Genomic DNA, 17,489 nt, shown 5'->3' with positions numbered 1-17,489 from the left:
ACTGCTGGGTATGAGAGTCGAGTTCACCAGCATCCCCCTCGTCGGCGAACTGCGGGTCCCGGACGGTCCGGGCCCGCACCCCGCCCTCGTCCTCACCGGCCCCTTCACGGGGGTGAAAGAGCAGGTCACCGGCCTGTACGCGGAACGCCTCACCGAACGCGGCTACGTCACCCTGGCCTTCGATCACCGCAACTTCGGCGAGTCCGGCGGGGAGCCGCGCCGGCACGAGGACCCGCAGGGCAAGCTGGCCGACCTGCGGGCCGCCGTCGGCCACCTGCGCACCCGTCCCGAGGTGGACGCCGAGCGGATCGGCGCGGTCGGCATCTGCCTCGGCGGCGGGTACGCGCTGCGGTTCGCCGCCTTCGACCCCCGGGTGAAGGTGTTCGTGGGGATCGCGGGGGCGTACAACTCGCCGTACGCGATGCGCGAGGGCATGGGCGACGACGGCTACCAGCAGGCCCTGGCCGGTTTCGGCGAGGTGCTGGAACGCCAGGACCAGGGCGGCCCGGTGGAGTACGTGCCCGCCGTCGGCGAGGGCGGCGCGATGCCGGGCGACGAGCCGCACGCCTACTACGGCACGGAGCGGGGCGCCGCGACGCACTGGCGGAACGAGGTCACCCGGGCCTCGATTCGCGAGCTGATCACCATGGACAACCTGCTGGGCGCGGACTTCCTGTCGCCCAAGCCGGCGCTGCTGGTGCACGGCGTGGTGGACGCCTACTGCTCACCGGACGGCGCGCACGCCGTGCACGCGCGGCTGGACGAGCCGAAGCGGCTGGTCTGGCTGGACGCGCGGCTCCACATCGACCTGTACGACACCGAGCCCTACGTCACCCAGGCCGTGGACGCCACCGCGGAGTTCCTCAGCGCGTACCTGGCAGCGCCAGCCAGCGCAGCGGGTTCTCCCGCGTGATCAGCCGGATCGTGGCCTCGTCCACGCCCGCCCTGGTCAGGGCCGGCAGCACCCGGTCGAACAGCCGGGCGTAGCCGTCGCCGCCGTAGCCCGCCACGTCGCTCTGGCGGGACACGCCGCTGCTCAGCAGGATGCGGGAGGCGTGGCCGGCTTCGAGCAGGGCCAGCACGTCCTCGGCGCCGGTGACGCTCACGTACGAGCCGGATTCGGCGATCTTGCGCTGGACCAGGCCATCGGCGGCCCGGACGCTCACGCGGCCGGCGGGCACGCCGCTGGTCAGCAGGATCTCCAGGATGCCGAGCCCGTCGGCGGCCACCGGCAGGTCGGTCCTGATCGAGGCGCGGGCCGCCGCGACGGCGGCGCGCTCCTCGGCCGGGGTCGGGGTCTCCTGCCAGGCCGAGGTGACGATCAGGCCGGGCCGGGCGCTGGTCCCGTCCAGGCCGGCGCCGATCTCGCGGAGCAGGTCGCCGGTGAGGTCGTCCACGCCGCTGCGGCGGATCAGGTCACCGGCGAACGGCTCGGCCATGAACCCGGTGGACGCGACCACGGCCACCCGGCTGCCGGCCGACAGCCGGGCCAGCGCCGCGGTGTCCCTGGCGCCGCCGAGGCAGGTGTGCTCGACGACCAGGTTGAGCGCGTGGTCACGGCCGAGGCGCTTGAGCTCGCCGGTGACGTACGCCTCCTCGTCGAGCCAGCGCCGGGGGTCGGAGTCCACGCCGACGCCCCAGCGGGTGTCCGTACGCAGATGCTCGTGCGGCAGGATCGGCCCGTCGAAGACGGAGGCCGGCAGGGTGCCGGTCACCGTCTGAATACGCACGTCGTTGAAGGACATGAGTGGACATTAACGAATGTTTTCCGCATAGGGGGCGTGCGCTGGAATTTCTTTACTAATTGTCTGTGGTTTATGTCCGACCGCGGAGATCGAAATGAGCAGGACGATCTCCAGAACCACCACCAGGCGCTCCAGCAGGCCGTAGAAGGCCGTTCCGCCGATCAGCTCGGCCACCGGCGAGCCGGGGTGGCTCAGCAGGTAGGCCGCCAGCGTCACCACGCTGGCCAGCGACAACGCCCGGACCCCCGGCAGCGGCCGCCGGGACTGGCGGGCCAGGATCCAGCCCGCGCCCGGCAGGGCGGTGAACACCAGCGCGGTGGACCAGCGGTGGATCTCCCCGGACAGCGTGTTCACCACCGGTGCGGCGTCGGTCGGGAACACCGCCGACAGCACCAGCCCGGCCGAGGCCATGACCAGCAGCACCCGGGCCGCCGCGCTCCGGACCGGATCCACCGTGGCCAGGTGGTACGCCGCCGCGCACGCGCCCGCGGCCAGCGCCAGCATGCCCAGCACGAACAGCGCCGCCGTGCCCTCGCCCAGCGCGTAGTCGCTGAGCAGGCCGTTCAGCGGGTCGACCACGCCGGGGAAGAGCAGGTGCAGCAGGAGCATCACGGCCAGCGCGACGCTCGGCCCGGCCACCGCGAGCCTTCTCATCGTGACGCCACCTCCAGGTAGATCTGCTCGAACCGTGCCAGTGACCGCTGATGATCGTGACCGGCGGCCAGCGCCAGGCTGGCTCGGCCCATCGACGCCCGCAGCTCCTCGTCGCCCAGGACCGTCGTCAGGTGCGCGGCCAGCTCCGCCACCTCGCCCGGCCGGTAGAGGAAGCCGTTGCCGTCGACCAGGTGGGGGAGGGCCATCGCGTCCGCGGCCACCACCGGGAGGCCGCTGGCCATCGCCTCCAGGGTGGCGATGCTCTGCAGCTCGGCCACCCCCGGCATGGCGAACACGTCGGCCACCGAGTAGACCTGCGGCAGTTCGGCGTCGGGCACGAACCCGAGGAACCGCACGTGCTCCCCGACGCCGATGCGGTCGGCCAGCAGCTCCAGGCTCTCCCGCTGGTTGCCCGTCCCGACCAGGACGACCTGCGCGTCCAGCTGGTTCCTGACCTTGGGGAGGGCCCGGACCAGCTCCTCCAGGCGCTTCTCCTCGTCGAGCCGCCCCACGAACAGGATCGTCGGGCGTTCCGGCACCCCGAAGTGGAGGCGGGCCCAGGCGCGCGGCTGCGGGCGGAACCGGCGCAGGTCGATGCCGCAGGAGACCGGCTCCACCTCCCGGCCGAAGCCCTTGCCGGTCAGCAGCCCCGCCGCGATCGGGGTGGGGGTCGTGACATGGTCGGCGCGGGCGAACACCCGGCTGAAGTCGCGCCAGGCCAGCGTGCCCACCCGGTCCCTGAGCCCCGCCGGGATGTGCGCGAACTGGAAGAGGTTGTCCGGCATGAAATGGTTGGTCGCGACCACGGGGACGCCGCCCCGCCTGGCCGCCCCGACCGCCGCCCGGCCCACCACGAAATGCCCCTGCGTGTGCACCACATCCGGCTCGATCCGCTCGATCAGCCGGTCCACCGTCCGGCCGAGACCGGCCGGCACGGCCACCCGCATGGTCGGGTGCACCAGCAGCCGGGCCGACCGCAGGCGGTGCAGCACCACGCCGTCCACCCGCTCCGTGCGCGGCCTCCCGTCGTCGGAGGCGCAGACCACGTGCACGTCCCCGCCGCGCGCGGCCAGTCCGGTGGCCAGGCGGTGGGTGAAGTACGCCGCGCCGTTCACGTCCGGCGGGTAGGTGTCGGTGGCGATCAGGATCCGCTGCGGCCGTACGGCGACGGGGGAGGCTTCGGGGACGGTGGCGGTCATATGGGGGGCTCCGATCAACGGGACAGGGGGGTCGTACGGGCCAGCGCGACGGTTCCCGCCGCCGCCAGCAGCGCCGCCGCGGTCGCGGCCAGGCCGTTGGCGGGGAGGGGTTCGCCGAGGAGAAGGGCGCCGAAGGTCACGGCGGTCAGCGGGTCGGTCACCTGGAGCGCGGCGAAGGCGACGGCGAAATGCCCGATCGCGTACGCGCGCTGGAGCAGCATGAGGGCGGCCAGGGCCGGCAGCGGGATGGCCGCGACCAGCCAGAAGTCCCCGCTCGTGCCCTCGACCAGGACGCGGATGAGGGTGGCGGTCGCGCCGTACATGACCCCGGCGGCGATGGCCAGCAGGGCCGTCCTTGGCGCGGGGTTCGCGCGGGTGGCCACCGCCCAGCAGAGCAGCGCCGCGAGCGCGGCCCCCGCGAGCATCGCCACGCCGGCCTGCCCGCTCAGCTGCGGCGGCTCGGTGGACCTGGGCACCATCAGCACCAGCCCGATCAGGCCGATGCTCACCGCGCAGGCCGCCACCAGTTCGCCGCGGCCCGGCCGCCGGCCGTGCAGCGCCGCCGCGATCGGCAGCGCGAACAGCAGGCTGGCCACCCCCATGGGCTGCACCACGGTCAGCGGGCCGAGGCTCAGCGCGAAGATGTGCAGCACCCCGCCGACCGTGATGGACGCCCCGCCCAGCAGCCAGCGCGGGCGGCGTAACAGCACCCGCAGGCTGAACTCCCCGCCGGCGGCGGCCTCGAACTGCTGCAACGCCGCGCCGAGGGCGAAGAACAGCGAACCCACCAGGGCCACGGCCGCCGCGAGCACAGTCATGCGTTCTCCCCTCTCCCCCGCATGAAGACATGGCCTGATGGCGGGAACTTCTCATTCGGGCATCCAGGCCGGAAACGTGAGATTTCCGCTGTCTTTGATCTGGTACTCGCAGCCTGGCCGAGCCGGAGAGGCGGAACCATCCGGGATCGCCCCCGACTTCCGTGGGGGAACCCTGATAGCCCCCTAAGGGATGAAAGGTGCATCGATCGGCGCACGTCAGGGGTCCGCAGGTCGTCGATTCCTTGACCGGTTCACCTGCGCGGAGAACGATGCCACCGGCTGTCCCCGATCCGCCGCTCGCCGAGGGAGACCGGTCATGATCCGTCGTGGGTGGACGCTGCTCGTCGTCCTGTGTCTGGCGGTGCTGGTGTGGCCCAGCGCCGGGTACGCGCTCCCGGATCCCGTCAGCCCGGTGACCGGGAACGGCACCTGGTTCGACGCGCTCGGCTCGCCGTACGGGGGGTGCGGGCTGCCGCAGGGGCAGCTGGACTCGCCGCACTTCGTCGCGTTGAACGTGTACAACACCCCGCGGGACTACGCGTTCTATCTCCGGCCGCTGACCGGGGCCAACCTGGCCAAGGCCGGGATGTGGAACAACGGGCTCAACTGCGGCCGGTGGGTACGGGTCTCGGTGGCCGACTACTGCACGGGAATCAACGACGGGGCCCCCAACCAGGCGTTCTGCCGCAACGGGTCGTGGGTGGCGGACGCGTACAACGGGGCGACGCTGACCATGCTGGTGGCCGACAGCTGCGGGGATCCCAACGGGTGGTGCCGGGATGATCCGTACCATCTGGATCTGGCGAGGGCGTCGCTGAACCAGTTCGTGAAGAACGGCGCGCCGGTGGGGGACATGTCGCCCGACCACTGGAACAACCGGCGGCTGACCTGGCAGTTCGTGCCGGCGCCCAACTACACCGGGGACATCAGGATCGGGTTCATGCAGGGCGCGCAGGTGTGGTGGCCCGCGATCGCGGTGTCGCGGCTGGCCAACGGGATCCACGGGGTGGAGTACTTCGCCAACGGGGCCTGGCAGACCGCGCAGATGAACGGCGACATGGGGCAGTCGTACGTGATCGGCGGGACCACGACCGGGGGGTCCCAGTTCCAGATCCGGGTACGGGACGCGTCGGACACCCTCATCAACAACGGGCGGATCTACAGCTTCAGCCTGCCGGGTTCCTGCTCGTCCACGTGCGGCCAGCCGTATACATCCGTCACCTACACGACAAACGGCCCTTCGCCCTCACCGTCCCCTTCGCCGTCGGTGTCCCCGTCTCCCTCCCCATCCCCGTCGCCGTCTCCCTCGCCGAGCCCGAGTCCGTCGCCGAGTCCCTCGGGGAGGTGCACGGTGACCTATCAGGTGACCGATTCCTGGACCGGTGCCTTCAACGCGAGCGTGAGCGTGCGGAACACCGGCGCGGCGTGGAACAACTGGTCGGTCATCTGGACGGCGCCGCCGGGAGTGACGCTCGGCAGCGCCTGGAACGCCGTCGTGACCCCGAGCGGGAGCACCTGGACGATCAGGGGCCCGGCCTGGGCGCCCAACCTGGCCGCCGGGGCGACCGCCACCTTCGGCTTCCAGGGCAACGGCCCCGCCACGCCGGGACCTTCGGCGATCAGGTGCGGGTGACGGGCGCCGGTCAGGTCATCGTCTTGCCGCCGTTGACGGCGAGGCGCTGACCGGTCACGTAACGGGAGTCGGCGGAGGCCAGGAAGGCGATCACGTCGGCGACGTCCGCGGGCTTGCCCATGTGGGGGAGCGCGGTGCCCTTGAGGTATTCGGTGAACTCCTCGTCGGTGGAGCCCGCGTGCCGCTCGACCGGGATCCATCCGGGCTCGACCGTGTTGACCGTGATCCCGTACGGCCCCAGTTCACGTGACCACACCCGGGTCAGGCCGTGCATGGCCGCCTTCGCGGAGACGTACGCCGACATTTCACGATTGCCGAGGTCGGTGACCTCGCTGCCCACGTTGATGATCCGCCCGACGCCCGCCGCGCGCATGTCCGGCAGCACGGCCTGCAGGATCAGCAGCGGCGCCTTGACGAAGAAGCTCAACTGGTTCAGGTGGTCGTCCCAGGTCACCTCGTGCACCGGGATCAGCGGCTGCGGACCGGTGGCGTTGTTCACGACCACCGCGATCGGCCCGGCCTCCGCGAGGGCCCGCCGTACCTGCTCCTCGTCGGTGACGTCGAACCGCGAGACGGTGACCGCGTGCCCGCGCGCCCGGATGCGGTCGGCCACGGCGGTGGCGCCGGCCGTGTCGTGCGCGTAGTTGAGCAGCACGTGCCAGCCGTCGGCCGCCAGCCGGTCGGCGATGAACGCCCCGAGGCCACGCGACGCGCCCGTGACGAGGGCGGTGCCCAGGGAGGTGCCGGGGGTGTTGGCGGTCATGACGGTCCTTTCCGAAAGCCGTCATGATCGTACGACACGGTTTTCCCGGGCGATCAGAAAGCCCGGCACGAGCGATCCGAGGATCGTCCATGCCGGGCCGGCGGCGACTGCGGCACCCAGCCGGGCGGTTGCGGACCGGAGGTCAATCGGTCCTGCGGGCTTCCCGCCTGGGCTTCTGCTGTGACGACCTGACGGTCATCCCCTGCCCGCTGGAACCGGGGGGACGGGCTCAGCTGCCTTGGCGGCGCGGCGGCATCGAGTCGCGCGAGCCCGGCTCACGGCCCTGGTCGCGGCTGATGCCGGGTTTGCTGTTGGGCTGCCCTGGCATCTCGTCCTGCCGCCGCTGGTGCGGCTGCGGGTTGTTCTCGCCAGGGCGCATGTCACGGTCGGTGCCGGGCTGACGCGGGTTCTTCTTCTTAGCATTCATGACGAAGAGATATCCGCCCGACAAAGCGGACAAACTGACATGAATTACGCTAAGTATGATCTTTGCTTCAGGCCGGACTATCAACATGCAAACGGCTCAACACCCTACGAAACGCCCAAACGGAACCCACGAAGGCGAGCCCGGTGATCAGGGCGACCACCAGTGCGCGGGTCAGCGGATAGGCGGCGATCGACTGGTGCACCAGCAGCCAGATGCTCACCGTGGAGTTGGCCAGCAGGACGAACGCCCAGAGCAGGGTGATCCGGGCGAAGAACCGGCGCATGCGCTCGTGCCTGAGCACGAAGGCGGGCAGGTGGATGTAGTCGAGCGTGAGCTTCTGCACCAGCGGTCGGCGCAGCCGGACCGAGGCGATGAAGATCATGCTGAGGCAGATCGTGCCGAGCTCGGGCTGGATGAAGTACACGACCGCGTCGTTGCTCCACAGCCCCAGCACCGTACGGAACGTGATCGCGATGGTCGCCACCAGCATGGTGCCCGGCACCGGCATCCGCCGGATCAGCCGCCAGCCCACGCTGCCGTAGACCCAGGCCGCCGCGGCGATCAGCGCGCCGGTGAAACCGAGGAGATACAGCGCGGCGTAGAAGACCGCCAGCGGTGCGACGACTCCCTCCAGAATCCTCGGCACCGCTTGTTTGAGCATCGCGGTGGCGCGGGGCAAGGCGAAGGAAGGGTGCGACATGGTGCTCCTCAGCAGGCGACGGCGAACCGACGCTAAAGGTTTCATCACCTGCCCGGAGCAGGTATTGAAAAACCCTTGGGCAGACCATGGCCGATGAGCAAAGGTACCTGACCCCTAGGGGAGCAATGGCCTATCCCTTAGGGGACAGGCTCTTGGTGACAGGGTTCTTACCTTCGGGTTCACCCCAGTCCGGCGGTCGCGAGCCTCGCGCTGAAACCCACGAAAACCACGCCGATGGCGGTGGTCAGGCCCGCTGACAGGGCACGACGCCGCTGGAACTGGGTGGCCAGATAAGTGCCGCTGAAGATCAGCGCAGAAAGGTAAAGAACGCTGAGAATTTGAATGATCACGCCCAGGATCAAGAACGAGAGCGCGGGCGCGCTATACGTGCGATCGACGAACTGCACGAAGAACGAGACGAAAAACAAGATCGCCTTTGGATTCAGCACGCTGATCGCCAGCGCTTTTCTGAACGGCCGTCCGGGCGACATGATCGGGCTCTCCGACACGTCCGCCGCCTCCGCCACCCCGGCGGCGGCCTCCCGGCGGGAGCGCCACGCGGAGCGGATCATGTTCAGTCCGATCCAGGCCAGGTAACCGGCTCCCGCGTACTGGACGATCCCGAACAGCAGCGGGCTGGAGTTGAGCAGGGAGGCCGCGCCGGCCGCCGTGGCGACCATGAGCACGGTGTCGCCGACGAACACCCCGGCCGCCGCCCGGTAGCCGACCCGTACGCCGCGCTGGGCGGCGATCGAGAGCACGTAGAGGGAGTTCGGACCCGGCAGCAGGATGATCAAGATCGCGCCGACGACGTAGGTCCAGATGTCCGTGATGCCGAAGAACATGTCACTCCCTGTAATGCCGGACATAACCCGCAGACAAACGGTATCGCCTGGTTCCGTAGATCGCTCGTGGGATATTTACCTCTAATCCCTATGGGATTACTATGAAATCTCCCCAGCCTCCTGAAAGGCCCTGCCATGAGCGATCCCGAACCTCCTGCCAGCACGGACTCCGAGTCCCGTGCCGCGTTCAACGAGGACTGGGCGGCCACCGTCCTCGGCCTGCTCCTGCTCGTCCTGGTCCTGACCGGGATCATCCCGACGGGACTGGTGCCCTGATGACCACCGAGAACCGCGAAACCGCCGAGACCCGCGAGGCCGTCGCGCCCGAGACCGGCCGGTCCACCCTCGGCTGGACCGTGGCGGGCGTCCTGGCCGTGCTCGTGCTCGGCGCGGCCACCCGCTATCTGGAGCAGAACGTCCCCGAATGGTTCGAGGGCGACTTCGCCTCCGCCATCGAGTACCCCGTCTACGCGATCCTGCTCGGCCTGCTCGGCAACGCGGTGCTCACCGCCGCCGGGGTCAGGGACCGGCTCGCGGGCGGGTTCCGTACCGAGTTCTTCATCAAGACCGGCCTGGTGCTGCTCGGCGCCTCCATCAACCTGAGCGTGATCGTCACGGCGGCCGGGCCCGCGATCATCCAGGGCGTGGTGCTGATCACCTCGGTGTTCCTGTTCACCTGGTGGCTCGGCGGCCGGCTGGGCCTGGACGACAAGCTCCGCGCGCTGCTGTCGGCGGCCGTGTCCATCTGCGGGGTGAGCGCGGCGATCGCGGCGGCGGGAGCCGTACAGGCGAAGCGGGAACAGCTCGCCTACGCGGCCAGCCTGGTGATCGTGTTCGCGTTGCCGTCGATCTTCATCCTGCCGTGGCTGGCCGGGCTGCTCGGGCTGTCGCCGGAGGTGGCGGGGGCCTGGATCGGCGGGAACATCGACACCACGGCGGCCGTGACGGCGGCGGGAGCCATCGTCGGCGAGGAGGCGCTGGCCGTGGCCACCATCGTCAAGGTCACCCAGAACGCCCTGATCGGCATCGTGGTGGTGGCGCTGACCGCGTGGTTCGCGTTCCGGGTGGAACGCCGGCCGGACGCGGCCGCCCCGGCGCTCGGCGAGCTGTGGCGGCGTTTCCCCAAGTTCGTCCTGGGCTTCATCACGGCCTCGATCGTGGCCACCTGGTACCTCGGCACGGTGCCCGCCGCCGAGGGCAAGGCCACCATCGCGGTCGCCAACGACCTGCGGGTCTGGTTCCTGATCCTGGCGTTCGTCAGCATCGGCCTGGAGTTCCGCCCGGCGTCGCTGCGCGCGGCCGGCTGGCGGCCGGTCGTCGTGTTCGGCTCCGCCGCCGTGCTCAACCTGGTGCTCGCGCTCGGCCTGGCCGCGCTGCTGTTCAGCGGCTTCACCGTGGAATAGGCGAAAAGACCGGCCACCGCGACGGTGGCCGGTCTCTCACAGGTGGCGGAGCCGGTAGAAGCGCCAGAACGGGGAGTCGATCGGGAGCTCCTCGTAGGCCAGCCCGGCGCCCGCCGCCCAGCGGGCCACGGTCGGGGCGCGCAGCGCGGTGCCCGCCGCCTCCGCCGGGGTCTCGGCCATCGTGGCCGGGAGGCAGTGCAGCACGCTGCACGCGTAGTGGAAACGCTCGACGGGGTCGGCGGGGGCCGCGTACTCGTGGGCCACCTTCTCGTCGGCGATCAGGATCGAGCCGCCCGGCGTCAGCTGGGCCTGCGCGGCCTTCAGCACGTCGCCGGGGTCGGCCATGTCGTGCAGCGCCTCGAAGATGGTGATCAGGTCGAACGCGCCGACCACCACCCGCGCGTCGCCGTGCGCGAACGTCACCCGGTCGGCCACGCCCGCCGCGGCGGCGGCCTGGCCGGCCTCCTCGACCGAGCTCTTGTCCAGGTCCACGCCGTGCACCCGCACCCTCGGGTACGCCCTGGCCAGCGTGATCGAGGACGCCCCCAGGCCGCAGCCCAGGTCCAGCACCCGCGCCCCCGGCTCCGCCTGGAGCCGCCGGTGCAGATCGGGTACGGCCGGCAGCCAGCTCTGCACGTAGTCGTTGAGGTACATCGGCCGGTTGATCGAGGCGATGCCGTGCCGCACGTCCCGGCCGAAGGCCTCGTACGGGATGCCCTCCCCGGTCGGGAACACCCGCAGCAACTCCGGCAGCACGCTCGCCATCCCGGCGAACAGCTTGGTCAGCGGCGCCACGTGGTACGGGCTCTCCGCGTCCAGCAGCACCTCGGCGTGGGCGGCCGGCAGGCTGAACCTGCCGTCCTCGTAGTCCAGGTAGCCGGCGGCGGCCTGCTGCTCCAGCCACTCCCTGGCGTACCGGGGGGCAATGCCCGGCAGGCCCTGGTCGGCGGTCACCGGCCCGGACGCGGCGAGCGCGCGGTACAGGCCGAGTTCAAGGCCGAGGTGCACGGTCAGCACCTCGGCGGCGGTGGTCACGTCGCCGACCAGCCGGTCGGCGAGAAGGTCACGGGAGTCAGTCATGCGCCGACTGTGCCCGGCCGCGCTTGCACGGCGCGTACGGTCCGCGTACGCGAGCCCCTTCCCCGCAAAAGTACATAGACCCCCGCCGGGAGACGGGGGATCGTGACGGGGTGGAATTCCGAGTTCTGGGGCCGGTGGAGGCCTGGTTGGACGGGCGTGCCGTCTGCGCGCCCGCGGGGCGGCAGCGTGCGCTGCTGGCGGCGCTCGTGCTGCGCCGCGGCCGGGTCGTCCCGGTGGACGTCCTGGTGGACGAGGTGTTCGGCGAGGAGCCGCCGCGCAGCGCGCGCAACGCGCTGCAGACCTACGTGACCCGGCTGCGGCAGGCGCTCGGCCCGCTCGGCGCGGCCATCGTCACTCGCGCGCCCGGTTACCTCCTGGACGCTCCCGCCGAAGCGGTGGACGCGGAGCGTTTCACCCTGCTGCTCGGCCAGGCCCGCCAGTCGGCTCCCGGCCAGGCGCTCATCCTGCTGGACGAGGCGCTGGCGCTCTGGCGCGGCCCGGTGGCCGAACTCGGCCCCGACGGCGTGCGCCTCTCCGAGCTCTGCCTCGCCGCTCGCGAGGACCGGGCCGGCGCGCTACTGGCGCTCGGCCGGGCCACGGAGGCGGCGGCCGAACTGGAGGGCCTGGCGGCGGCGGAGCCGTGGCGGGAGCGCACGGTCGAACTGCTGATGACCGCGCTGACCGAATCGGGCCGGATGCCGTCCGCGCTGGCCGCCTTCGCCAGGCACCGGGACAACCTCCGCGACGAGCTGGGCCTCGATCCGTCAGAACCACTCAGGGAACTCCACCAGCGACTGCTGCGCGGCGAAACCGCCCGCCTCATACCCACGCCGGAACCGGCCCATGTGCTCAGTCCGATCCCGCCCGGTCAGGTCCCGCCTGGCTTGATCGCGCCTGTGCCGGCCGGGTCTGGTCTGATCGGGCGGGAGCGGGAGAGCACGCTGGTGACCGAGGCGCTCGGCCGGCGTCCGCTGGTGACCCTGGTCGGGCCGGGCGGGGTCGGCAAGACCCGGCTGGCCCGGCAGGCGGGGGAGCGCCCGATCTGGGTGGACCTGGCCCCGCTGCGCGAGCCGGAGGCCGTCATCGCGGCCATCGCCGAGGCGGCCGGCGTCGTCGCCGAGCCGGGCGTGGAGCCGCTGGGCGCGCTGCGCGAGTGGGCCCGCCGGGCCGGCGGCCTGCTCGTGCTGGACAACTGCGAGCACCTGCTGCCCGCCGTGGCCGCCGCGGTGACCGCGCTGCTGGCGGCCGGGACCCGGCTGCGGCTGCTGGCCACCAGCCGGGAGCCGCTGGGCGTGCCGGGCGAGCTGGTCGTGGACGTGCAGCCGCTCGGCATGGCGGACGCCGTGGAGCTGTTCATCGCCCGGGTGCCCGTCTCCGGCTTCACCCCGGACGCCGGCCTGCTCGCCTCGATCGCCCGGATCTGCGCCGCCCTGGACGGGCTGCCGCTGGCCATCGAGCTGGCCGCCGCGCGGATCGGCTCGCTCACCGTGGACGATTTGGCCGACCGGCTCGGCGCCAGGTTCCCGCTGCTGCGCCGTACCGGCGAGGGGCGGCACAGCGCGCTGGAGGAGGTCGTCGACTGGTCCTTCGACATGCTCACCCCGGACGAGCAGCGGCTGTTCCTGCGGCTGTCGGTGTTCGCCGCCTCCTTCGACATCAGCACCGCCGAGGCGGTCGTGGCCGACGCGGACCTGCCCGCCGAGCGCGTGGCCGACCTCATGGCCCGGCTGGCCGACCGGTCGATGATCACCCGTCCGGGCTCCACCGGGATCGGGTGCTACCGGATGCTGGAGACCATCCGCGTGTACGCGGCCAGCCGGCTGCCCGACGCGGACCGGTTCCGCCGCCGCCACGCCGAGGAGCTGGCCGGCTTCGCCGAGCAGGCCGACCGCGGCCTGTTCGGCCCGGACGAGGCGGCCTGGGCGCAGGGCCTGGAGAGCCGCCTCGACGACATCCGAGCCGCCTGGGCCTGGTCCCGGGAGGCCGACCCCAGGCTCATGGTCCGGCTCGTCGTCCCCGTGCTCCGGTACGCGTACTGGCGGCTGCGCGGCGACCTGCTCCGGCTGGCCCTGCCCGGGGTCGCGGCCGGGTCCGCCGACTGCCTGGCCGCCACCGCGTGGGCGGCCGCCATGGAAGGCAGACTGGACGAGGCGCTCGGGCTGGCCGCGCGCGCCGTGGAGATGGACCGGGACTCGCCCGTGGTGACCGAGATCTTCGGGGACGTCGCCATGTTCAACGGCTCCCTGGACGACTCGATCGCCGCCTTCCAGCGCAGCAACGGCATGTACGAGGCCACGGCCTCGCAGGCGATCAGCTTCGGCAACCTGGCCCTGGCCCACTCCTACGGCGGCGACGACGCCGAGGCGGCCGCCCACGCCGACAAGGCCGTCGCGCTGGCGCTGGGCTCCGGCAACCCGACCGCCATCTGCTTCGCCCACTACGTCCGCGCCGAGGTCATCGCCGACATCGACCCGGAGACCGCGCTGGAGCTGTTCGAGACCGCCCGGGTGACGGCCGACGCGATCGGCAACCGCCTGGTCTCCGGCGTCGTGCGCACCGCCAGCGTGGCCCTGCGCGGCCGGTACGGCCCCGCCGAGCCCGCGCTCCGCCTCTTCCACGAGGTGATCACCCACTGGGTGGCCACCGAGAGCAGGTCGCTCCTGGTCACCGCGCTGCGCAACCTGGTGCTGCTGCTCGCCAGAACCGCGCGCGACCGGGCCGCGGCGGAACTGGCGGGCACCCTCGACGCCACCACCCCGGTCGCCTCGTACGGCGTCGAGGCCACCCGCCTGGACACCGCCCTGTCGGCGGTCCGGTACCGGCTGGGGCGGGAGGCGTACGAGGACGCGTGGGCGACCGGGGCGCGGCGGTCGTTCGAGGACGCCGCGCTGGGGGCGCTGGAACTGATCCCCGTGTAACGGTCAGCCGATGTCGCGGCGGCGGAAGCCGTACAGGCCGGCGGCGATCAGGAGCGCGGCGATCAGGCTGAGCGTCAGCACGGGGGTGGCGGCCAGCGTGCCGCCGGGCAGGCGCGGGGTGTGGGTGAACGGGGAGACGTCCAGCACGAGGGGGTCGAGCTGGAGGATGGCGCCGATCTGGCCGAGCAGCAGGAACGCGCCCAGCGCGCCCCAGGCCAGCGCGGACAGCCGGGGCAGCAGGCCGAACAGGGCCACCGACAGGCCGGTCAGGACCGCCACGGCCGGCAGCTGGACCAGGGCGGCGCCGATCACGCGCGGGAGCTGGCCGCCCACGTCGCCCATGCTCACGCCGTAGCTGATGCCCAGCGTGACGCCGAGCACGAGCAGCGCCACCGCCGGCCCGAGGACCGCGAAGAGCACGTGGCTGAGCGCCCACGGCACCCGCCCGGTCGCGGTGGCCAGCACCGGTTCGGCCCGCAGGCCGGTCTCCTCGGCGCGCATCCGCAGCGCGGCCTGGATGCCGTACGCGGAGACGGCGATGGCCATGATGCCGAGCAGGCCGGCGACGAACGCGTCGGCCAGCGAGGCGCCGCCGCCCAGCCTGGCCATGATGTCGGCCAGTTGCGGGTTGTCGGCGAAGGCGTCCATGACGGCGGAGGCGGTGCCGCCGACCGCGAGCCCGGCCACCCCGAGGCCGGCGCTCCAGCCGAGCAGCAGGCCGCGCTGCAACCGCCAGGCCAGCGCGAACGGACTGGCCAGCGAGGCCGACCCGGCCGGTCCGAGCCGGGCGGGCAGCACTCCCGCGCCGACGTCCCTGCCGACCGAGATCCGGTAGGCGGCCGCGGCCAGCACGGCGGCCAGGGCCAGCGGCAGCGCCAGCGCCCACCACTTCTCGTCCGCGTACGGCTGCGCCTGCTGCCCCCACGCCAGCGGCGACAGCCAGGACAGCCAGGAGTCCGCCGGGTCCCCGGCCGCCCGGATCAGGAAGGCCCCGCCCAGCACGATGATCGCCAGCCCGCGCGCGGGACCCGCGTTCTCGGTGAGCTGCGCGGTCAGCGCGCCCACCGCCGCGAACACGATGCCGGTCACGGCCATGGACAGGCCGAGCAGCAGGGACCCGCCGGCCGGCAGCCCGGACCCGGCCAGGGTGACCGTGATCAGCAGGGCCAGCAGCAGGTTGGCGGCGGTCACCACGATCAGCGCGGCCGACAGCGCGGCGTGCCGGCCGACCACGGTGGCGGCGATCAGCTCGCGGCGGCCCGCGTCCTCCTCCGTCCTGGTGTGCCGGATCACGGTGAGCAGGCTGATCAGGGCGAGGATGGCGTAGACGGTGCCCACCCGCTGGGCGGTGAGGGCGCCGGTGGAGTCGCCGAAGAGCGGGCCGAGCAGGGATTCGAACGAGGGGGTCCCCGCGGTGGTGACCGCGTACTGGTGGCGGGCCGCGTCGTCGGGGAGCAGTTCGGCGTAGCTGGCCGCGTAACTGGCCGGGAGGGCGGCCAGGATGATCAGCCAGAGGGGGAGCAGGACCCGGTCGCGGCGCAGGATGAGCCGGATCAGGTGCCAGGTTCCGGTCATGACCGCGCCGCCGTCTCGTAGTGCCGCTTGAACAGCTCCTCCAGGGTGGGCGGCTGGCTGACCAGGCTGCGCACCCCGGCGTGGGAGAGGTGTTTGAGCACGGCGTCGAGATGCTCGGCGTCCACCTGGAAACGCACCCGGGTGCCGTCCACGTGCAGGTCGTGCACGTCGGGCAGGTCGGCGACCGGGCTGGCCAGGTCGGCCGTGATGGAGGTGCGGCTGAGGTGGCGCAGGTCGGTCAGCGTGCCCGTCTCGACGGTCTGGCCGTTCCTGATGATGCTGACCCGGTCGCACAGCTGCTCGACCTCGGCCAGGATGTGGCTCGACAGCAGCACCGTACGGCCGCGCCGCTTCTCCTCCTGGACGCACTCCCGGAAGACCTCCTCCATCAGCGGGTCCAGGCCCGAGGTGGGTTCGTCCAGGATGAGCAGCTCCACGTCGGAGGCGAGGGCGGCGACCAGGCCGACCTTCTGCCGGTTGCCCTTGGAGTAGGCCCGGCCCTTCTTGCGCGGGTCCAGGTCGAAGCGCTCCAGCAGCTCCGCGCGGCGCCTGGTGTTGAGGCCGCCGCGGAGGCGGCCGAGCAGGTCGATGACCTCCCCGCCGGACAGGTTCGGCCAGAGCGTGACATCGCCCGGGACGTACGCCAGCCGCCGGTGCAGCGCGGTGGCGTCGTTCCAGGGGTCTCCTCCGAGCAACCGGGCGGTGCCGGCGTCGGCTTTGAGAAGTCCGAGAAGCACGCGGATCGTGGTGGATTTACCAGATCCGTTCGGGCCCAGAAAGCCGTGCACCTCCCCGGTCCCGACCGTCAGGTCCAGTCCGTTGAGCGCGTGTGTCCGGCCGAAGCTCTTGTGGAGGCCGGACACCATGATGGCGTTTTCCATGGTTTCAGAAGCTACACTGGTTTCACAACTTTGTGAAACCTGTGGAGGTTTTGTATCCCGTATGGTTTCCGTAGGGAGGCGTATGCGCGACGAAGAGGCCGCCCGCCAGTCGGCGGAGCGGATGGCACTGATGTTGACCGACTGGGGTTTCCCCCGGATGCCCGCCAGGGTCCTGATGACCGTCATGACGGCCGACGAGGATCTGCTGACGGCGGCCGACATCGGCGACCGGCTCGGCGTCAGCCCGGCCGCCGTCTCCGGCGCGGTCCGCTACCTGATCCAGCTGGGCATGCTCGGCCGGGAGCCGCTGCCGGGGTCGCGGCGCGACGCCTTCCGGCTGCCGCAGAACGCCTGGTACGAGATCACGGCCCTCAAGGGCGGGCTGTTCAAGATTCTCGCCGACATGTCGGACGAGGCCGTCCGGGCCCTGGGCGAGGAGTCCGGCGGCGGGCGGCGGATGGCCACCATGCGGGACTACTTCATCTTCGTCGAGGGCGAGTTCCCCAAACTCCTGGAGCGCTGGCGGGAGCACAAGGCCGACAACGGCCTTGACTGACCTGTCGTGAATTGGGTCTTGCCCGGTGGCGGGACCCGGAGCTACGATCGCCACAACTTTTAGGAAACTTTCCTATAAGAAACATCAAACCAACCTCCCTCTGCGTCCAGTCACCAGACGCGCCCTCCCGTACGGCCCCCGGCCGTCCGGACCCGCATGCCCTCCATCGACCCCCCGCAGAGGTTGTGACATGCAGAGAAGGTTTGTCTGGCGTGTGCCGTCCGCGATCCTCGCCATCGTGGTCGCGACAGCCGCCGTCCTGTTCGCCGCCAGTCCCGCGCAGGCCGCGCCC

General features: G+C 71.7%; 17 protein-coding genes. 6 read left to right on the top strand and 11 right to left on the bottom strand.

All coding sequences use genetic code 11. From position 1 onward, the window contains the following. Nucleotides 1-10 precede the first annotated feature (10 nt). Nucleotides 11-913 (top strand): alpha/beta hydrolase, encoded by a 903-nt coding sequence (locus Aph01nite_RS28875; RefSeq protein WP_204044172.1) that lies wholly within the window; start codon nucleotides 11-13, stop codon nucleotides 911-913. On the opposite strand, the gene Aph01nite_RS28870 is transcribed toward Aph01nite_RS28875, so the two are convergent. The 4 genes from Aph01nite_RS28870 to Aph01nite_RS28855 are packed head-to-tail and all read right to left on the bottom strand — an operon-like array spanning nucleotide 864 to nucleotide 4,416. Beyond that, the gene (locus Aph01nite_RS28870; protein WP_204044171.1) at nucleotides 864-1,745 is read right to left on the bottom strand and encodes a phosphotriesterase family protein; all 882 of its coding nucleotides are present in this window, start codon (nucleotides 1,743-1,745) and stop codon (nucleotides 864-866) included. The two genes, Aph01nite_RS28875 and Aph01nite_RS28870, sit on opposite strands and share 50 nt — an antisense overlap. 9 nt (nucleotides 1,746-1,754) lie before the next feature. Then, nucleotides 1,755-2,399, bottom strand: coding sequence for a DUF998 domain-containing protein (locus Aph01nite_RS28865; protein WP_204044170.1), 645 nt, complete (start codon nucleotides 2,397-2,399; stop codon nucleotides 1,755-1,757). Continuing rightward, nucleotides 2,396-3,598: a glycosyltransferase gene (locus tag Aph01nite_RS28860; protein ID WP_204044169.1), complete on the bottom strand. Its 1,203-nt coding sequence runs from the start codon at nucleotides 3,596-3,598 to the stop codon at nucleotides 2,396-2,398. The genes Aph01nite_RS28865 and Aph01nite_RS28860 overlap by 4 nt, the downstream gene beginning before the upstream one ends. Before the next feature lie 14 nt (nucleotides 3,599-3,612). After that, nucleotides 3,613-4,416, bottom strand: a complete 804-nt coding sequence (locus Aph01nite_RS28855; protein WP_204044168.1) for a DMT family transporter — start codon at nucleotides 4,414-4,416, stop codon at nucleotides 3,613-3,615. 316 nt (nucleotides 4,417-4,732) lie between these two features. Here Aph01nite_RS28855 and Aph01nite_RS28850 point away from each other — a divergent pair, with 316 nt between their 5' ends. Next, nucleotides 4,733-6,049, top strand: coding sequence for a cellulose binding domain-containing protein (locus Aph01nite_RS28850; RefSeq protein WP_204044167.1), 1,317 nt, complete (start codon nucleotides 4,733-4,735; stop codon nucleotides 6,047-6,049). Between the two features lie 10 nt (nucleotides 6,050-6,059). Here the strand turns inward: Aph01nite_RS28850 and Aph01nite_RS28845 are convergent, their stop codons facing one another. The 4 genes from Aph01nite_RS28845 to leuE all read right to left on the bottom strand — a co-directional run bounded on the left by Aph01nite_RS28845 (nucleotide 6,060) and on the right by leuE (nucleotide 8,784). Next, a complete protein-coding gene (locus Aph01nite_RS28845) occupies nucleotides 6,060-6,812 on the bottom strand; it encodes an SDR family oxidoreductase (protein WP_204044166.1) in 753 nt (250 codons plus the stop codon). Between the two features lie 229 nt (nucleotides 6,813-7,041). Then, nucleotides 7,042-7,239 (bottom strand): hypothetical protein, encoded by a 198-nt coding sequence (locus tag Aph01nite_RS28840; RefSeq protein ID WP_204044165.1) that lies wholly within the window; start codon nucleotides 7,237-7,239, stop codon nucleotides 7,042-7,044. 67 nt (nucleotides 7,240-7,306) lie between these two features. Continuing rightward, a complete protein-coding gene (locus Aph01nite_RS28835) occupies nucleotides 7,307-7,939 on the bottom strand; it encodes a VC0807 family protein (protein WP_204044164.1) in 633 nt (210 codons plus the stop codon). 179 nt (nucleotides 7,940-8,118) lie between these two features. Next, complete coding sequence (leuE, locus tag Aph01nite_RS28830) at nucleotides 8,119-8,784, bottom strand: leucine efflux protein LeuE (RefSeq protein WP_204044163.1); 666 nt, start codon at nucleotides 8,782-8,784, stop codon at nucleotides 8,119-8,121. 135 nt (nucleotides 8,785-8,919) lie between these two features. Here leuE and Aph01nite_RS28825 point away from each other — a divergent pair, with 135 nt between their 5' ends. Together Aph01nite_RS28825 and Aph01nite_RS28820 are read left to right on the top strand one after the other, a co-directional pair. Next, complete coding sequence (locus Aph01nite_RS28825; protein ID WP_204044162.1) at nucleotides 8,920-9,060, top strand: hypothetical protein; 141 nt, start codon at nucleotides 8,920-8,922, stop codon at nucleotides 9,058-9,060. Beyond that, entirely contained in the window at nucleotides 9,060-10,187 is a 1,128-nt protein-coding gene (locus tag Aph01nite_RS28820) for a YeiH family protein (protein ID WP_204044161.1), read from the top strand. Before Aph01nite_RS28825 ends, Aph01nite_RS28820 begins: the two co-directional genes overlap by 1 nt. Before the next feature lie 36 nt (nucleotides 10,188-10,223). On the opposite strand, the gene Aph01nite_RS28815 is transcribed toward Aph01nite_RS28820, so the two are convergent. Continuing rightward, nucleotides 10,224-11,267 carry an SAM-dependent methyltransferase gene (locus Aph01nite_RS28815; RefSeq protein ID WP_204044160.1) on the bottom strand — a complete coding sequence of 348 codons (1,044 nt, stop codon included), beginning with the start codon at nucleotides 11,265-11,267 and terminating at the stop codon, nucleotides 10,224-10,226. A gap of 110 nt (nucleotides 11,268-11,377) precedes the next feature. Here Aph01nite_RS28815 and Aph01nite_RS28810 point away from each other — a divergent pair, with 110 nt between their 5' ends. Continuing rightward, the gene (locus Aph01nite_RS28810; protein ID WP_204044159.1) at nucleotides 11,378-14,185 is read left to right on the top strand and encodes an AfsR/SARP family transcriptional regulator; all 2,808 of its coding nucleotides are present in this window, start codon (nucleotides 11,378-11,380) and stop codon (nucleotides 14,183-14,185) included. 3 nt (nucleotides 14,186-14,188) lie between these two features. On the opposite strand, the gene Aph01nite_RS28805 is transcribed toward Aph01nite_RS28810, so the two are convergent. Both Aph01nite_RS28805 and Aph01nite_RS28800 read right to left on the bottom strand, forming a co-directional pair. Then, the gene (locus tag Aph01nite_RS28805; RefSeq protein ID WP_204044158.1) at nucleotides 14,189-15,760 is read right to left on the bottom strand and encodes an ABC transporter permease; all 1,572 of its coding nucleotides are present in this window, start codon (nucleotides 15,758-15,760) and stop codon (nucleotides 14,189-14,191) included. Further along, nucleotides 15,757-16,641 (bottom strand): ABC transporter ATP-binding protein, encoded by an 885-nt coding sequence (locus Aph01nite_RS28800; RefSeq protein ID WP_204044157.1) that lies wholly within the window; start codon nucleotides 16,639-16,641, stop codon nucleotides 15,757-15,759. The genes Aph01nite_RS28805 and Aph01nite_RS28800 overlap by 4 nt, the downstream gene beginning before the upstream one ends. Before the next feature lie 82 nt (nucleotides 16,642-16,723). Between Aph01nite_RS28800 and Aph01nite_RS28795 the strand changes: the two genes are divergently transcribed. Beyond that, complete coding sequence (locus tag Aph01nite_RS28795) at nucleotides 16,724-17,197, top strand: GbsR/MarR family transcriptional regulator (RefSeq protein ID WP_204044156.1); 474 nt, start codon at nucleotides 16,724-16,726, stop codon at nucleotides 17,195-17,197. Nucleotides 17,198-17,489: the final 292 nt, after the last annotated feature.

This window comes from Acrocarpospora phusangensis, from assembly GCF_016862995.1.
GTDB lineage: Bacteria > Actinomycetota > Actinomycetes > Streptosporangiales > Streptosporangiaceae > Acrocarpospora > Acrocarpospora phusangensis.
The sequence above is the reverse complement of the archived record's forward strand: the minus strand, read 5'-3'. Positions and strand labels throughout refer to the sequence as shown.